The sequence below is a fragment of the Yersinia rochesterensis genome (genome assembly GCF_003600645.1).
GTDB classification, from domain to species: domain Bacteria; phylum Pseudomonadota; class Gammaproteobacteria; order Enterobacterales; family Enterobacteriaceae; genus Yersinia; species Yersinia rochesterensis.
This window is the reverse complement of the sequence record NZ_CP032482.1, coordinates 2,814,858-2,828,860: the sequence shown is the minus strand read 5'-3', so window position 1 is coordinate 2,828,860 and position 14,003 is coordinate 2,814,858. Positions and strand designations below refer to the sequence as shown.

Sequence of the window (14,003 nt, the reverse complement as noted above, 5' to 3'; positions counted from 1 at the left end):
AATGGGATCTAAATCCCAAACCGGCAGTTTCAGTCTTGGCGCAACGGGCTGAATAAGGGTTGAAAACAGCACAAAAAATGGCATTGTAGATTTTAAGTTTCTAAATTGTTATCAACATTGTGTTTTGATGAGCTTTGGAGCAAGCACAATGACAATTTAGCGGCTATAACTTTAATCAGTGTGAGTCATTGTGGTGCTTTGTGAGTTTTTTTGAATTTTTATTTTTACTAGGAAAAATACGTGAATAATATCCAACTTTCGGTGGTACATCGTCTGCCGCAAAGTTACCGCTGGCTATCGGGATTTATCGGCGTAAAAGTTGAACCGATACCATTGACGGCGATAGACGATAGCAATAATGACCTCATGGGACTGAAGTTACTGAGCCATGATGGCGCTCATGCGCAAATTATCATGCAGCGGCTTCATCTCTCACTGCAAGAGATTCAAGTGGACTCCGCGATTGTGGAATGGGAAGGCGAGCCTTGCCTGTTTGTTCATCGTCAGGATGAAAGTGCCACTATGTGCCGCTTGAAAGATGTTGGGGTGGCGATTGCCGAGACCATGACAGCACTTTATCCCTTCTGATTTGGGATGAAGTGTTCGTCAGTTTTTTATGCTGACGTTTTCTGTGCCCTGACATCCTGATGCGCGCCAAATTAGTCAGAAAATTGCAATAATTGTTGGGTATATTGCTGTTTTGGCGCGGCAAAGATAGCCTGACAGTCACCTTGCTCCACCACTTCCCCCTGTTTCAACACAATCACTTGGTGGCAGAGTGACCGCACCACTTGCAAGTCATGGCTGATAAACAGGTAACTGAGTTGGTAGCGCTGCTGAAGGGATTTCAGCAAAGCCAGAATTTGCGCTTGTACCGATTTATCCAGTGATGAGGTTGGCTCATCGAGGATAAGTAACTGAGGTTGCAGGATAAGTGCCCGTGCAATAGCAATGCGCTGGCGCTGGCCACCGGAGAACTCAGTCGGATATCTATAGCGGCTGACTGGATCCAACCCGACTTCTTCCATCGCCTTAATCACGCGCTGCTCGCGATGCACAGCACTGAGTTTCTGATGCACTTCCAGCCCTTCAGCAATGATCTGCTGAATATTCAAGCGCGGGTTTAGCGCTGAGTACGGGTCTTGGAAAACCACCTGAATTCGGCTGCGATAAGGTAGCATTTGTTTGGGCGAGAGGTTGTGTAGCGGCTGGCCACTAAACCAAATCTCCCCTTTAGAGGGCAACAAGCGCAGTAAAGCTAAGCCGGTAGTGCTTTTCCCCGAGCCGGATTCCCCCACCAAACCTAAACTTTCACCGGGCTTTAACACAAAGCTGAGATCTTTCAGGGCATAGTGATGCGCGACAGTGCGGCGCAATAGGCCACGTTTAATCGCAAAAGCGACTTGTAGCCCTTTGACTTCAAGCAACGGTTGCTGGTCACTCTGGAGCGGCAGTGGGTCACCCTGTGGCTCGGCGTCTAATAATTGGCGAGTATAAGTATGCTGTGGTGCGCTAAACAGCGCCTGGCGGGTATTGTGCTCAACTACGCGCCCCTCACGCATCACGGCTACGTTATCGGCCAGCCGGCGGACGATATTCAGATTATGGGTGATAAACAGCAAGCTCATGCCCATCTCTTGTTTTAACTCTTTCAGCAAACTCAAAATCTGAGCTTGCACCGAAACATCCAGCGCGGTGGTGGGTTCATCGGCAATCAGTAATTTGGGCTGGGTCAGGACGGCCATGGCAATCATCACGCGCTGGCGTTCTCCACCGGAAAGCTGATGTGGGAAATCCGCTAATCGGCCTTTGGCATTGCGAATACCCACCCGATCAAGGCACTGAATAATTTCAGCTCTGGCGGCTTCCCGGCGCATACCGCGGTGCAGTGACAGCACTTCTGCCAGCTGTTTCTCAATAGTATGCAAGGGGTTTAAAGACACCATTGGCTCTTGGAAAATCATAGAAATCTTATCACCGCGAATGGCGCGTAATGTCGGCTCATCGGCATGTAACAGTGATTTTCCGGCAAACAGAATATCGCCGCTGGGGTAAACGACCGGTGGCGAGGGCAGCAGACGCAATATCGACAGGGCGGTAACACTCTTGCCCGAACCAGATTCCCCCACTAAAGCCAGTGTCTCACCGCTCTCTATTTGCAACGAAAGGTTGCTGACGACCTGGCGATCAACTCCCGCTTGGCGAAATGCAACACTGAGATTTTGAATGTCCAGAAGTGGAGAAGTCGCCATATCAGTACACCTTACTTGGGTCAAAGGCGTCACGCACTGCTTCGCCGATAAAGATCAACAGAGATAACAGCACGGCCAACACCAGGAATGCGGTGATGCCGAGCCAGGGAGCTTGAAGGTTATTTTTGCCCTCCAATAATAACCCGCCTAATGATGGCGACCCCATTGGCAAGCCGAAACCGAGGAAATCCAGTGAGGTGAGAGTGGTTATCGAGCCGCATAGAATAAAGGGTAAGAAGGTCAGGGTAGCCACCATGGCATTGGGCAGCATATGGCGCGACATAATCACGCGGTCACGCACTCCCATGGCCCTCGCTGCGCGGATATAGTCATAATTTCGGGTGCGCAGAAACTCAGCCCGAACCACACCGACCAGCCCCATCCAGCCGAATATGACGGTGATGGCTAATAACCACCAGAAATTCGGCTGTACAATACTGGACAGTAAAATCACTAAAAATAGGGTCGGCATACCAGACCAGACTTCAATAAATCGCTGGCCCCATAAATCAACTCTACCGCCGTAATAACCCTGAATTGCCCCGGCACAAATGCCAATCACACTAGAAAATAAGGTTAACGTTAGGCCAAATAACAGTGAGATACGAAAGCCATAAATAACTTTGGCCAATACATCGCCGCCAGTGCTGTCAGTGCCGAGCAAATTAGTGCGGCTGGGGGGCGAGGGGAAGGGCACATCGGTTGCGAAATTAATGGTGTTATTACTAAAGCGGATGGGTGCCCAAATCGCCCAGCCATTATCTTTAATGCGGCCAATCACATACGGGTCTTGATAATCAGCGGCCGTGGTTAAAATGCCACCAAAGGTTGATTCGGTGTAATTAACCATAAAGGGCATGTAAAATTTGCCCTGATAGCTCACCAGCAGCGGTTTGTCGTTAGCAATTAACTCGGCAAACAGGCTGATAATAAACAGTGTCAGGAAGATCCACAGTGACCAATAGCCACGGCGGTTTTGGCGAAAACGCGCCCAGCGGGCCTGATTAATAGCACTTAGCCGTTTCATCATTGGCGGCCCTCAAAATCAATCCGTGGGTCAACCAAGGTGTAGGTGATATCGCTGAGGATATTCAGCAGTAAACCAATCAGAGTAAAAATATAAAGAGTGCCAAACATCACCGGATAATCTCGTTGCAAGGTGGCGTCATAACCCAACAACCCTAAACCATTCAGTGAAAACATCACTTCGATCAACAATGACCCGGTGAAAAACATACTGATAAATGTCGCGGGGAAGCCCGCAATCACCAGCAACATGGCATTGCGAAATACATGGCGGTAAAGGATTTTTTCTTCAGGTAAGCCTTTGGCGCGGGCGGTGACCACATATTGTTTGCGGATTTCGTCCAGAAACGAGTTTTTGGTCAGCATGGTGAGTGTAGCAAAACCACCAATCACAGTAGCCAGCACCGGTAACGTGATGTGCCACAAATAGTCGGTTATTTTGCCGTACCACGGCAGGGTATCCCAGTTGCTTGATACCAGCCCGCGCAGTGGGAATAGATCGAAATAACTGCCGCCGGAGAACAGCACCACCAGTAAAATGGCGAATAAAAACGAAGGAATGGCATAGCCAATAATAATTAAGGTACTGCTCCAGGTATCAAAAGCCGAGCCATTACGCACCGCCTTTTTAATCCCCAAAGGAATGGAAACCAGATAAATAATCAGCGTGCTCCATAGCCCAAGTGAGATAGATACCGGCAGGCTATGTTTTATCAATGACATGACAGATTCGCCGCGAAACAGGCTGTCACCAAAATCAAAGCGCGCATAGCTCCAGAGCATATCGAAATAGCGCTGATGTAGCGGCTTGTCAAAGCCAAAGCGCTGTTTGATTTCGGCAATAACTTCCGGGTCTAACCCTCGAGAACCGCGATAGTTACTGTCCCCAACTTGCGCCGCATTCAACCCGACTTTCGCACCACCTAATCCGCCATCACCACCACCGGTGCTATATCCGCTGGAATGACCCAGTTCAATGTTGGCTATCGCCTGATCTACCGGGCCACCTGGGGCGATTTGTACAATGAAAAAGTTAATAGTAATAATTGCCCACAAGGTGGGAATGACCAGCAACAATCGCCGTAATAGATATGCGCCCACACCGCCCCCTAATGATGTTCTGTTGGCAGGCGACCTGCCTTGTTGACATCCAACCACCAGCTATCAAAGCCGAGCGAATATGTGGGCCTGTCCGCTGGCATCGAAAACTTATCCCAATAAGCAAAACGAGCATGGTTGGAATACCACATTGGGATCATCAAATAATTCCAGGTCAACACGCGATCCAGTGCACGGCCAAGAGACAGCAATGCTTCTGGCTGTTCCTGATGTTTAACAATCTGTTCAATCAATTGGTCGATAGCCGGATCTTTAATACCCGAGGCGTTATAGCTGGAATCAATATAAGCCGAACTCCACAAAATTTGCAGATTTGGGCTAGGGTAAGGGAAAGCGCTATAAACCGTCGGGATCATATCGTAATCTCGGCTGCGCAGGCGGTTAACAAATTGAGAGCTGTCCACCTCGCGGATATTCATGGTTATCCCCAAACGTTGCAAATTATGCTTAAACGGCTGAACGTATTGGAAGTTACTGCCGCTGAGTAACAGCAACTCAAAGACAAAAGGTTTGCCCGTTTTGCTGTTGATTAATTGCTGATTTTTCACTTCCCAACCCGCTTCACTCAGCAATTCGCGTGCTTTTAATAGATTATCCCGCGCGTTACCGCTGCCGTCAGTTTGAGGAGGCTGATAAATTTGTGTGAAAACTTCCGGCGGTATTTTACCTTTTAGCGGAGCCAGCCACGCTAATTCCGCGCTGTTCGGATAACCTTTAGCGGCATATTCAGTGTTCTGGAAGAAACTATTAGTGCGCTGATAACTATTGAAATAAAAAGCTTTATTCATCCAGTCAAAATCAAAGGCTAATGTCAGTGCTTCACGAACTCGGCGGTCGCTAAAAATAGGGCGCTGGACATTAAATGCCAGCCAGCGGGTGTTCTGCGCAGAGTTATCGAGGATATCCTGTTTGACGATATAATTTTTCGCAAAGTTGCCGCCCACATATTGTGTCGCCCAGCTTTTTGGTGATGTTTCTTCACGGAAATCAAAGGCACCGGCTTTAAATGCTTCCAGCGCGACTTTATCGTCTAAATAATAATCATAACGGATGGTGTCAAAATTATACTGCCCACGATTGACCGGTAAGTTGGCTGCCCAATAGTCTCTGACCCGCTCATAAGTAATAAATTGGCCCATCTTATATTTGCCAATACGATAGGGGCCGCTGCTCACTGGCGGTTTACTCAGCGGTTCACTGAGTTTATGGTCTTTCCAGAAATGCTCAGGCATTACCGGTAAACCAAATAGGCCCAGCATCTTATCTTTATTCGGTTCTGGGAATTCAAAACGCACAGTCAGGCGCGAAATCGCTTTTACTTGCACGCCTTTATAAACAATTCGAAATTGTGGGACACCTTCGGTCATGAATTTATTGAAAGTGAATGCCACATCTTGAGCAGTAATGGGTTTACCATCATGAAAACGAGCGCGAGGATTAATATCGACTTCAATCCAGTGAAAGTCGGGGGCAAAACGCGCTGATTCGGCAATTAAAGGATAATAACTGCCAATCTCATCGTCCGAAGTAGAGAACAATGAGTCATACAGCCGCTCAGTGCGTACTGCCGGGTTGCCACGCAGCGCATACCGGTTGAAGTTATCAAAGGTACCAATCGCAGAGAGCGTGATATCTCCGCCTTTAGGGGCTGCCGGATTGACATAATCAAAATGGCTAAAATCTGATGAGTATTTCGGTTCGCCCAATATGGCAAAAGAGCTACCTTCTTTAATGGTTTCAGCTTGCAGACCAAAGCTCAGGACTGATAGCGTCAAGGCAGCATATAGGCGTAACAACATATTGGTGGTGATCTCCTGCTGTTATTTGCGTAGTCATAATCTTAAATGAAATTACCAGTTTACAGGGGTAAAGCAAACATTAAGCCAATGAGTTTTTGTTACGAAGTTTTTTGCGTACAAAACTCGACTAAATCCTCAACAGATAGCGGCTTGCTAAGTAGATAGCCTTGCAGGAAGTTGACCCCGTGTTGTGTCAAATACTGGAGCTGTTGTTCCGTTTCGACACCTTCAGCGACGGTTTCAATATTGAGCTTGCTCGCTAACATTAATACTGCATCTAATACCGGTGCTGCAACAGTATTAATGCCTATAGTGCTGACAAAACCACGATCAATTTTAATATAGTCTAAAGTAAAACGTTCTAAATAAATCAGCGCGCTGTGTCCGGTGCCAAAGTCATCAACAGCGATTTGTATCCCTTGAGAGCGTAACCAAGCAAACTGTTTAATAGCTAACTCCTCTTCAACCATACCCCGCTCTGTTATCTCAAATACTGGAGAATACACATCGGTATTTAATTGTTGTAACATTTGAGTGACATCTTTGCGGAAATCATCATCAGTAAGATGAACCGGGGAGATATTAATGGCCAATTTAATTCCTGCTGGAAGGTGGGCTGCCATTAATTCACTGTCTCTAATGATTAATTCAAATAAATGCCGGGTCAGAGGTTGAATCAGATGCTGAGTTTCTGCATAGGGAATAAAAAGGTCTGGGGAAATACGTCCTTCAATCGGATGTTGCCAGCGGATAAGCGCTTCCAATCCTGATAGGGAGCGGTCATCAGACCGGAATGCGGGCTGATATTCAACAAAGAATTCACCCCGACGAATACCACGCAAAATTTCAGCTTCCGCACTTTGACTGGCAATTAAAATATAATAAGCCAAGATACCGACTAGCCCTGCGAGTAATACCCCCCCTAACAAAGTCATTCGAATATCATCCGCAGTGAGGCTGGTATGATAAATCAATATTTTAATTGGATAACCAGGTAATTGAACTTCACGCGTATCACGTATGGGTAACTGGCTGATAGGCATGACTTTAGAGTCAAATGTTGTGACTGCTAGTTCATCAATAATAATAGCTAATCCGTTGACCTGATTATTGGCGTTGTTTAGTAACAGATAGGGATGTAAATTCAGTTCGAGTGTTGCTAATACGCCGGTATTACCGCGTCCAGCTTCACGCAGCCATACGCCAATTGCCGGTTTGCTCGGCATCATTGGTGTACCTTGTTGAATTTTAAAATCCAAAGGCTGAGTGACATTCATTTTGGGGTATAACGCGCTGACAGGCGTATTCATTTCCCCCGTTGCTGAAGAGCAATAGGTAATATCATCCCGAACCAATAAGAAAGCTCGGACACCATTGGTAAATGCCGCCCGATAGTGCAGAGCTGAACTGGCCTGTTCACAACTTTTTGCACTTAGCGGGATAAGCTGAGACATAGTTGTCGTCAGTTCATTAAGGAACTGGGATGAATAGGAGATAATATGATCGCTTTGTGTTGTTAGTTTACTTTCACTGCTGCGATAAAGTAATGACAAAGTAATAACAACAAAAAATATAAAGAAACAAAGTGCTAGGATGACACTTTTTTTAACAAGATGGCGTCTGGATAAAATATTGCGGGAGAACGCACTGTTTGAACCCATGTTACGCCGCTCCTCAGCATGATCGATAAAGTGTTATGAATATAAGTAAGTTAGCAGCACAGCGCTGCCGATTTGCCAGGGAGCATTATTGACATTAATAAACTTATCGAGTTGAAATTCAATCTAATATAAAGCAAAGATACCATGTAAATGCATCAAATATGTGGTGCCAGTGAAATTCATTTGTATTGGCGTCTTTTAGAAAAACATATCCATAGAACAGATTTTCAGCTTAGTAATACAATTGACTTAATTCCAAAAAGGATAATCGTAGTTGATATGTCTTAGTGTCAGGGAACTCTTGGTTTAGCGGGGCTAATTCTACACAGAATATTCTTGAGTTTCGCTGTTTTTAGCAAAAAAGGACATTTCCTACAAAAGTGAGGCAATAGGACTACAAGAACTATATTTCGGTAATAAGAACGATTTCGGCAATAAAAAACGCTGCCAATGGCAGCGTTTCATCGTTTCGTTTGGTATCTCGGACAACAGGAATAAAATCAGTTAGCTGCGCGAACCACTACTTAGCACTCGCCGGCCATCACGATAACGCTTATTCCAATAATCTTCATTTAGACTCGATATTGTCACACCGACACTGGTCGATGCATGTACAAATTTATCGTTACCTAAGTAGATACCTACATGACGACCTGTCGATCCTGCTCGGAACAGCACCAAATCACCCGGGCGCAACTTAGTACGTTGGATTTTCTTGCCAATATCTTGCTGCTCAGAGGTTGAGCGTGGCAAATCCATACCAAATTGTTCACGGAAAGTGGTTTGTACAAACGCAGAACAATCAATACCGCGTTTGGTGCTACCGCCTAAACGATAACGAACCCCTTTCCACCCTGCATACTGTTCTAAAATTTTCGACTTGACGTCAACGTTGCGCACCATCGCTTCGAATTCATCCTGAGAGGCTTGCAGTAAAAGCCCATCTTTGTCATTAACTGCACGCATCTCAGTTTGCGTATTATGTACGTTCGAACTCTGTGGTGAACTACACGCGGATAACATTACCGCTGCTGCAACCGCAGGAATGACCCGCAGAATATATCTCATAATAGGTTGAGACTTGACCATTGTTGTTGTTTTCCCTTGCTGTCCTTACGACGGATGTCGCTACCAAAAATACCAAACGAATCGAGATTATTGATTGTGGTCTGATGAGACAATCACTTAACCAAATAAATGTGCAGGAACGCACAATATTAATCAGGATAGTGGTGAAATGCCGGTATCCGAGCACAAACGTTTTTGAGATTACCGTAATGATTAATAAAAGGCGAGAGCTTTTATGCCCATAATTTTACAAAATGTTAATGTAATATTATATATTAAATGCAGATAGCTGAATTTATGGCCGTTTGGTGATAATAAAGGTGTGTAATCATTAATGGCGGTTGGAGCAAAAAAGTCTATTTTTGCTCCAAAATAAAGCAGGGGGCGGGTTACTGACATTTTGAGCCCGGCAGATTTCGGTTAATGGCATCAATGAGTTTATCACTAAGTGGTGTCAGCAATATCCAACTTATCCCGACCAAGACGACTGAAAGCGAGCCAACAGCAATATCAGTAAACCAATGCGCGCCAATCATTATTCGTGGCATAGAGAAAACCACCACGATGACTAAAGCGATGGCAAAAGCACCCCGAGAGAAATAGCGCCACATAAAGCAGGTAAAAATAATCAGCATCATGCCATGGTCGCCGGGGAAGCTATCACTGGATGCGTCTTTGGTCGGAATACCCGTTAATTCGCTGACGCGATTAATATTCTCAAAAACCGTGGTTCGCTGGAATATACCAAGAGAAAAACAGGGCTATTCCAAGTAAATTAAGCAGTAATATTACCGGCAAATTACGACGGGTCATGCGGTGGCCTTTAATCTAAAAATGGTCAATGTAAGAATGGTGCGGTAAATAAATTTGGCAGCATTATACCTCCTTCTGTAGTCGAGCCCTGAGTAATTCATGCTGTAATACATTCCAATCGGGGTCAGTGATGCTAATGAGTTCAATCCGGCTATCGAGTGGTGGAACTTGGCGTGTTTCAATTTTCAAATCATGGCCTTGTCGGTTAACCACAAGAGTGCCCTCAGGAATACGCATCACACCTTTGATTCGCTCCACTGGATTTAACCGCACCCACTCCAATAATCGCATTGTGTCAAATACGGTATCCGCATTAAATACCCAACCACAGCTCAGATAACCTTGACCCTGATTAAGGGCGCGACGCCAAGGTTCGTTACCTTTCAAGCTCAATGCGGCCAATCCTTTTTGTCGGGTTGAGCTGTGGTGATGTGCACCGTCGGGTAATTGATCATTATTACTGTGCGGTATATCCAGCAGAGCAACATCAATCTTCCCTTGTTCTGCATAATAAAGTGGGCGTGATACCGGCTGTTGTTCATACCATTGCTGTAATACAACATAATCCGTCTCGTTATAGGCATCCTGTTTATTTGCCACGAGGATGTCGGCTGCAGCTAATTGGTCACGGAAATTTTCATTTTCTGTATAGCGGGGATCACTTAACTGGCGGGCGTCAAGCAAGCTGAGAGTGGCATGCAGAGAAATCCAGGGTTGGTAAATTTCAGAGGTTAATAAGGATAGAATCTGTTTTGGGTGGCCCAACCCCGTAGGTTCGATGAGTAAACGATCCGGTTTTGCCTGTTGGAGCAACATATTTAAACCAACTTGCATGGGAAGGCCATTCACACAGCACATGCACCCACCGGGTATTTCTTTTAATACGGCACCGCTATCAGCTAATAACGCCCCATCAATACCGATTTCCCCGAATTCATTAACCAGAACTGCCCATTTTTCATTTTCTGGTTTTTGTGACAATAAATGACGAATAGTGGTGGTCTTGCCACAGCCCAAAAAACCGGTAATCAAGTTCGTTTTTGTCATCAGAGGTCTCCTACCGTAAATTTATTTTCAATACGCTCTTAAGAAAAAGCTCAAGTGTGCCGATATACCCAGGTGAGGATATAACACTAGCCAAGCTTATTATTAAACGAAAAAGGCGAAAAGATAGACAATTTCCTAGGTGAGTTAAGAGCCTTGCCTAATTGCATTGCAAAGCTCTGGAATAGAATTCACTTCTACGAGGAATCTTAGTGAGTTATAGACGGAATAGAGCAATAAAAAATGCTCTGTCATTCCCATCGCTCTGGCTGGAATGCTCTATCATTTAAAATGACGGATATGAGAGTCGAGGTGGTTATGAATAATTTTCGAGTGCTGATTATCGTAGCAATAATGTTTTCATGGATAGTATCTTTTGCTGCAAGTAGTGCGCAATCCACCCTGTCTGTAACAGGAACAATTACTTTTTCCGGTGCCATTGTAGAAAGCCCATGTGATACTTCATTCGCAAACCAAACGATAACCACGAGCTGTTATCGCAATGGTGAAACTCTGACTCAACGACAAGAACTCTCACGTAATATGTCTCTAACTTCTCGGTTGCCTAATCAGTTGGCATCTTCACGTATGGAATGGCTGAATCCACAACGTAGTTTGGGAATTTTAACCGTCAGTTACCTTTAATATTTCAGATTAATTTAATGATCCTATCATAAAGACGGCTTATCACATTGATAAGCCGTTGTCGTTTGTCGGATATATTATGCTGCAATGAAATTGTTTGACCTCAATGAAATTGTTTGACCACATGATATACTGCATGTTATTCACACACCCTTTGGTCAGGCCAATTTGGCATTTTAATGCCAATACCTGATGCAGGAAATAAGGTTATGCGGTTATATCAGGAAGTCGGCAGTCAGCTGCGTGAAGCAATTATCAGTGGGCAATACAATTTGGGCGATCGTTTACCGCCTGAGCGTGATATTGCCGAAAACTTCAGCGTCAGCCGTAGTGTGGTACGTGAAGCACTGATCATGCTAGAGCTGGAAAAGTTAGTGGAAGTGCGTAAAGGTTCGGGCGTCTACGTGGTGAATGTCCCCGATAGGTCTGCATATGGGGAGTCTGTCGTGTCAACCGACAGTGGTTACGGCCCATTTGAACTGCTGCAAGCCCGCCAATTGTTGGAAAGTGAAGTCGCTGCTTTTGCCGCCATGCAAGCAACCAAAGCTGACATTATTAAAATGCGCCAAGCCATTGAGCAGGAAAAGACCGCATTAGATGCCGGCGCAGTGGATGAAAGTGCGGACGAATTGTTCCACTGCTTATTGGCGCAATCGACGCAAAATAGTGTATTGGCGAATATGGTCGCGGAAGCATGGCAGGCGAGAAAAACCAGCGCCATGTGGCAAGGGGCACATAGTCATACCCTAGATTTTAGTTACCGCTGGCAATGGATGGAAGACCATCAAAAAATCCTGCAAGCGGTGTTGCGCCGAGATAGCAAAGCAGCCAAGCAAGCCATGTGGCAGCATTTAGAAAATGTAAAATTAAAATTACTCGAGATTTCTGATGCTGATCATCCTGATTTTGATGGGTATTTGTTTGAGTCTGCACCTTATCAGCTTGAAGAATAATTTGCCCTTCGGCCTTGAAGTTACAGGGGTGTTGGCTACGCTTACGCACTCGATTAGAAAGAATGAGCCCCATTCTTGAGGCTCATTCTGTAAGCTCGCTAAAATTAAGCCTGTTGTGCCAAACGTTTCACACTTTCTTTCGCACCAAACTGTTGTAGGCTGAGATATGCTTCTGTCACGGCACGAACAAATTCGGGTTGTTGTGGCAGGGCTTCACCAAACAGTGATTTCAGGGACAGTAAGCTCTCGACTCTGGCAATACCATCCTCGCTATTCTCAACGCATTTTTTGAAGCTATCTACCATTGGGTCACGAATATCAATAGGTTCGCCGTTGTCATCCACACCGCTTACATAACGCATCCAGCCGGCGATACCCAATGCCAGGCAACGATATGGCCCGCCGTTTTGTAAATGCCAGCGTACTGAATCCAACATCCGTTGTGGCAATTTCTGACTACCGTCCATGGCAATTTGCCAGGTGCGGTGTTTTAACGACGGGTTGCTGTAACGTTCAATCAATTGATCAGCATAAGCATTCAAATCAATGCCGGTAACACGCAGTGTTGGAGCTTGTTCATCCATCATTAAGCGACGGGCGGTCAGACGATAATTTTCATCCGCCATGCAGTCATTAATATGCTGATAACCTGCCAGATAACCCAGGTAAGAGAGGTAAGAATGGCTACCATTCAACATGCGCAACTTCATTTCTTCAAAGGGCAAAACATCATCGACTAATTGTACCCCTGCAACTTGCCAGTCAGGGCGACCTGCCACAAATTTGTCTTCGACGACCCATTGAATGAACGGCTCACAGGCAATACCACAAGGATCGGCAACCCCCAGTGTCTCTGCGATTTGCTGCAATGTTTCTGCTGTTGCAGCGGGAACGATGCGGTCGACCATAGTGTTGGGGAACGTAACATTTTGTTCTATCCAACTGGCCAGTTCGGGGTCACGGGCAGTAGCCAAACCGAGGACGGCATTTTTTACCACATGGCCGTTTTCTGGAATGTTGTCGCATGAAAGAACGGTGAAAGCTTGCAGCCCTCGTAGGCGGCGTAACCGCAGAGCCTCAACCAGAATACCGGGGGCGGAAGTCGGGGCATCAGGGATAGCCAGGTCGGCAAGTACAAACTCATTGCGCAGATCCAGTTGGCCAGTTCCCGGCTCGATGCAGTAACCTTTTTCAGTAATGGTCAGCGAAACAATGGCCACTTGTGGTTCGGCCAATTTCTCCAGAACTTGCATGACACCATCTAATCGAGCATGTACCGACTCACAAACCGACCCAACAACAATGGCTTGATTACTTTGCGCGCCTTTTTCCAGCACAGAGAAAAGATGATCCTGTTGGCGCAAATTTTGGATCAAGACATCAGCACCAAACAAGCTGACCTCACAGATACCCCAGTCGCCCCCTTGTTTATTTAAAACTCGATCAGTCAGTAGAGCTTGATGCGCGCGGTGAAATGCGCCAAAACCGATGTGAACAATACGGCTTTTCAGTGCAGTTCTATCATAAGTTGGCAGCTGTACGGTATCGGGTAGGTGGCTGTTGGCAATAGTGTTCATACGTGGCTCCAGAATCATTCACCCCATGGGTATAGCAAAGGGGATG

At 45.8% G+C, this 14,003-nt stretch carries 11 protein-coding genes and 1 pseudogene; 3 read left to right on the top strand and 9 right to left on the bottom strand.

Going from position 1 to position 14,003, the window contains the following annotated elements:
• Window positions 1-240: 240 nt before the first annotated feature.
• Window positions 241-588 carry a YejG family protein gene (locus tag DXZ79_RS13215; protein WP_038631938.1) on the top strand — a complete coding sequence of 116 codons (348 nt, stop codon included), beginning with the start codon at window positions 241-243 and terminating at the stop codon, window positions 586-588.
• A 71-nt stretch (window positions 589-659) separates the two neighbouring features.
• On the opposite strand, the gene yejF is transcribed toward DXZ79_RS13215, so the two are convergent.
• The 8 genes and pseudogenes from yejF to DXZ79_RS13170 form a co-directional block, all read right to left on the bottom strand.
• Window positions 660-2,252, bottom strand: a complete 1,593-nt coding sequence (yejF, locus tag DXZ79_RS13210) for a microcin C ABC transporter ATP-binding protein YejF (RefSeq protein WP_050291315.1) — start codon at window positions 2,250-2,252, stop codon at window positions 660-662.
• A 1-nt stretch (window position 2,253) separates the two neighbouring features.
• A complete protein-coding gene (locus DXZ79_RS13205; protein WP_050291414.1) occupies window positions 2,254-3,279 on the bottom strand; it encodes an ABC transporter permease in 1,026 nt (341 codons plus the stop codon).
• A complete protein-coding gene (locus tag DXZ79_RS13200) occupies window positions 3,279-4,379 on the bottom strand; it encodes a microcin C ABC transporter permease YejB (protein WP_038631942.1) in 1,101 nt (366 codons plus the stop codon). Before DXZ79_RS13200 ends, DXZ79_RS13205 begins: the two co-directional genes overlap by 1 nt.
• Window positions 4,380-4,387: 8 nt before the next feature.
• Complete coding sequence (locus tag DXZ79_RS13195) at window positions 4,388-6,196, bottom strand: extracellular solute-binding protein (protein ID WP_120011327.1); 1,809 nt, start codon at window positions 6,194-6,196, stop codon at window positions 4,388-4,390.
• Between the two features lie 98 nt (window positions 6,197-6,294).
• On the bottom strand, window positions 6,295-7,857 hold the full coding sequence (locus DXZ79_RS13190) for a cyclic di-GMP phosphodiesterase (protein WP_038631946.1): 1,563 nt from the start codon (window positions 7,855-7,857) through the stop codon (window positions 6,295-6,297).
• Between the two features lie 504 nt (window positions 7,858-8,361).
• Complete coding sequence (gene mepS / locus DXZ79_RS13180; protein WP_038631948.1) at window positions 8,362-8,946, bottom strand: bifunctional murein DD-endopeptidase/murein LD-carboxypeptidase; 585 nt, start codon at window positions 8,944-8,946, stop codon at window positions 8,362-8,364.
• Between the two features lie 368 nt (window positions 8,947-9,314).
• Window positions 9,315-9,738 (bottom strand): annotated as a pseudogene (locus DXZ79_RS13175) (phosphatase PAP2 family protein).
• Window positions 9,739-9,801: 63 nt separating this feature from the next.
• Complete coding sequence (locus DXZ79_RS13170; protein WP_038631952.1) at window positions 9,802-10,785, bottom strand: CobW family GTP-binding protein; 984 nt, start codon at window positions 10,783-10,785, stop codon at window positions 9,802-9,804.
• Between the two features lie 315 nt (window positions 10,786-11,100).
• On the opposite strand from DXZ79_RS13170, the gene DXZ79_RS21195 reads away from it, so the two are divergent.
• Both DXZ79_RS21195 and DXZ79_RS13160 read left to right on the top strand, forming a co-directional pair.
• Window positions 11,101-11,427 (top strand): type 1 fimbrial protein, encoded by a 327-nt coding sequence (locus DXZ79_RS21195; RefSeq protein ID WP_038639433.1) that lies wholly within the window; start codon window positions 11,101-11,103, stop codon window positions 11,425-11,427.
• Between the two features lie 209 nt (window positions 11,428-11,636).
• Window positions 11,637-12,380, top strand: a complete 744-nt coding sequence (locus tag DXZ79_RS13160; protein WP_038631954.1) for a GntR family transcriptional regulator — start codon at window positions 11,637-11,639, stop codon at window positions 12,378-12,380.
• Between the two features lie 104 nt (window positions 12,381-12,484).
• Here DXZ79_RS13160 and DXZ79_RS13155 read toward each other — a convergent pair whose 3' ends face one another.
• Window positions 12,485-13,957, bottom strand: coding sequence for a mannitol dehydrogenase family protein (locus DXZ79_RS13155; RefSeq protein WP_120011326.1), 1,473 nt, complete (start codon window positions 13,955-13,957; stop codon window positions 12,485-12,487).
• Between the last annotated feature and the right edge of the window lie 46 nt (window positions 13,958-14,003).

What these genes read in the sequence shown, in the direction of transcription:
- yejF (WP_050291315.1), bottom strand. Translation starts at nt 2,252, where the DNA reads ATGGCGACTTCTCCACTTCTGGACATTCAAAATCTCAGTGTTGCATTT.
- DXZ79_RS13205 (WP_050291414.1), bottom strand. Translation starts at nt 3,279, where the DNA reads ATGAAACGGCTAAGTGCTATTAATCAGGCCCGCTGGGCGCGTTTTCGC.
- DXZ79_RS13195 (WP_120011327.1), bottom strand. Translation starts at nt 6,196, where the DNA reads ATGTTGTTACGCCTATATGCTGCCTTGACGCTATCAGTCCTGAGCTTT.
- DXZ79_RS13190 (WP_038631946.1), bottom strand. Translation starts at nt 7,857, where the DNA reads ATGGGTTCAAACAGTGCGTTCTCCCGCAATATTTTATCCAGACGCCAT.
- mepS (WP_038631948.1), bottom strand. Translation starts at nt 8,946, where the DNA reads ATGGTCAAGTCTCAACCTATTATGAGATATATTCTGCGGGTCATTCCT.
- DXZ79_RS13170 (WP_038631952.1), bottom strand. Translation starts at nt 10,785, where the DNA reads ATGACAAAAACGAACTTGATTACCGGTTTTTTGGGCTGTGGCAAGACC.
- DXZ79_RS21195 (WP_038639433.1), top strand. Translation starts at nt 11,101, where the DNA reads ATGAATAATTTTCGAGTGCTGATTATCGTAGCAATAATGTTTTCATGG.
- DXZ79_RS13160 (WP_038631954.1), top strand. Translation starts at nt 11,637, where the DNA reads ATGCGGTTATATCAGGAAGTCGGCAGTCAGCTGCGTGAAGCAATTATC.
- DXZ79_RS13155 (WP_120011326.1), bottom strand. Translation starts at nt 13,957, where the DNA reads ATGAACACTATTGCCAACAGCCACCTACCCGATACCGTACAGCTGCCA.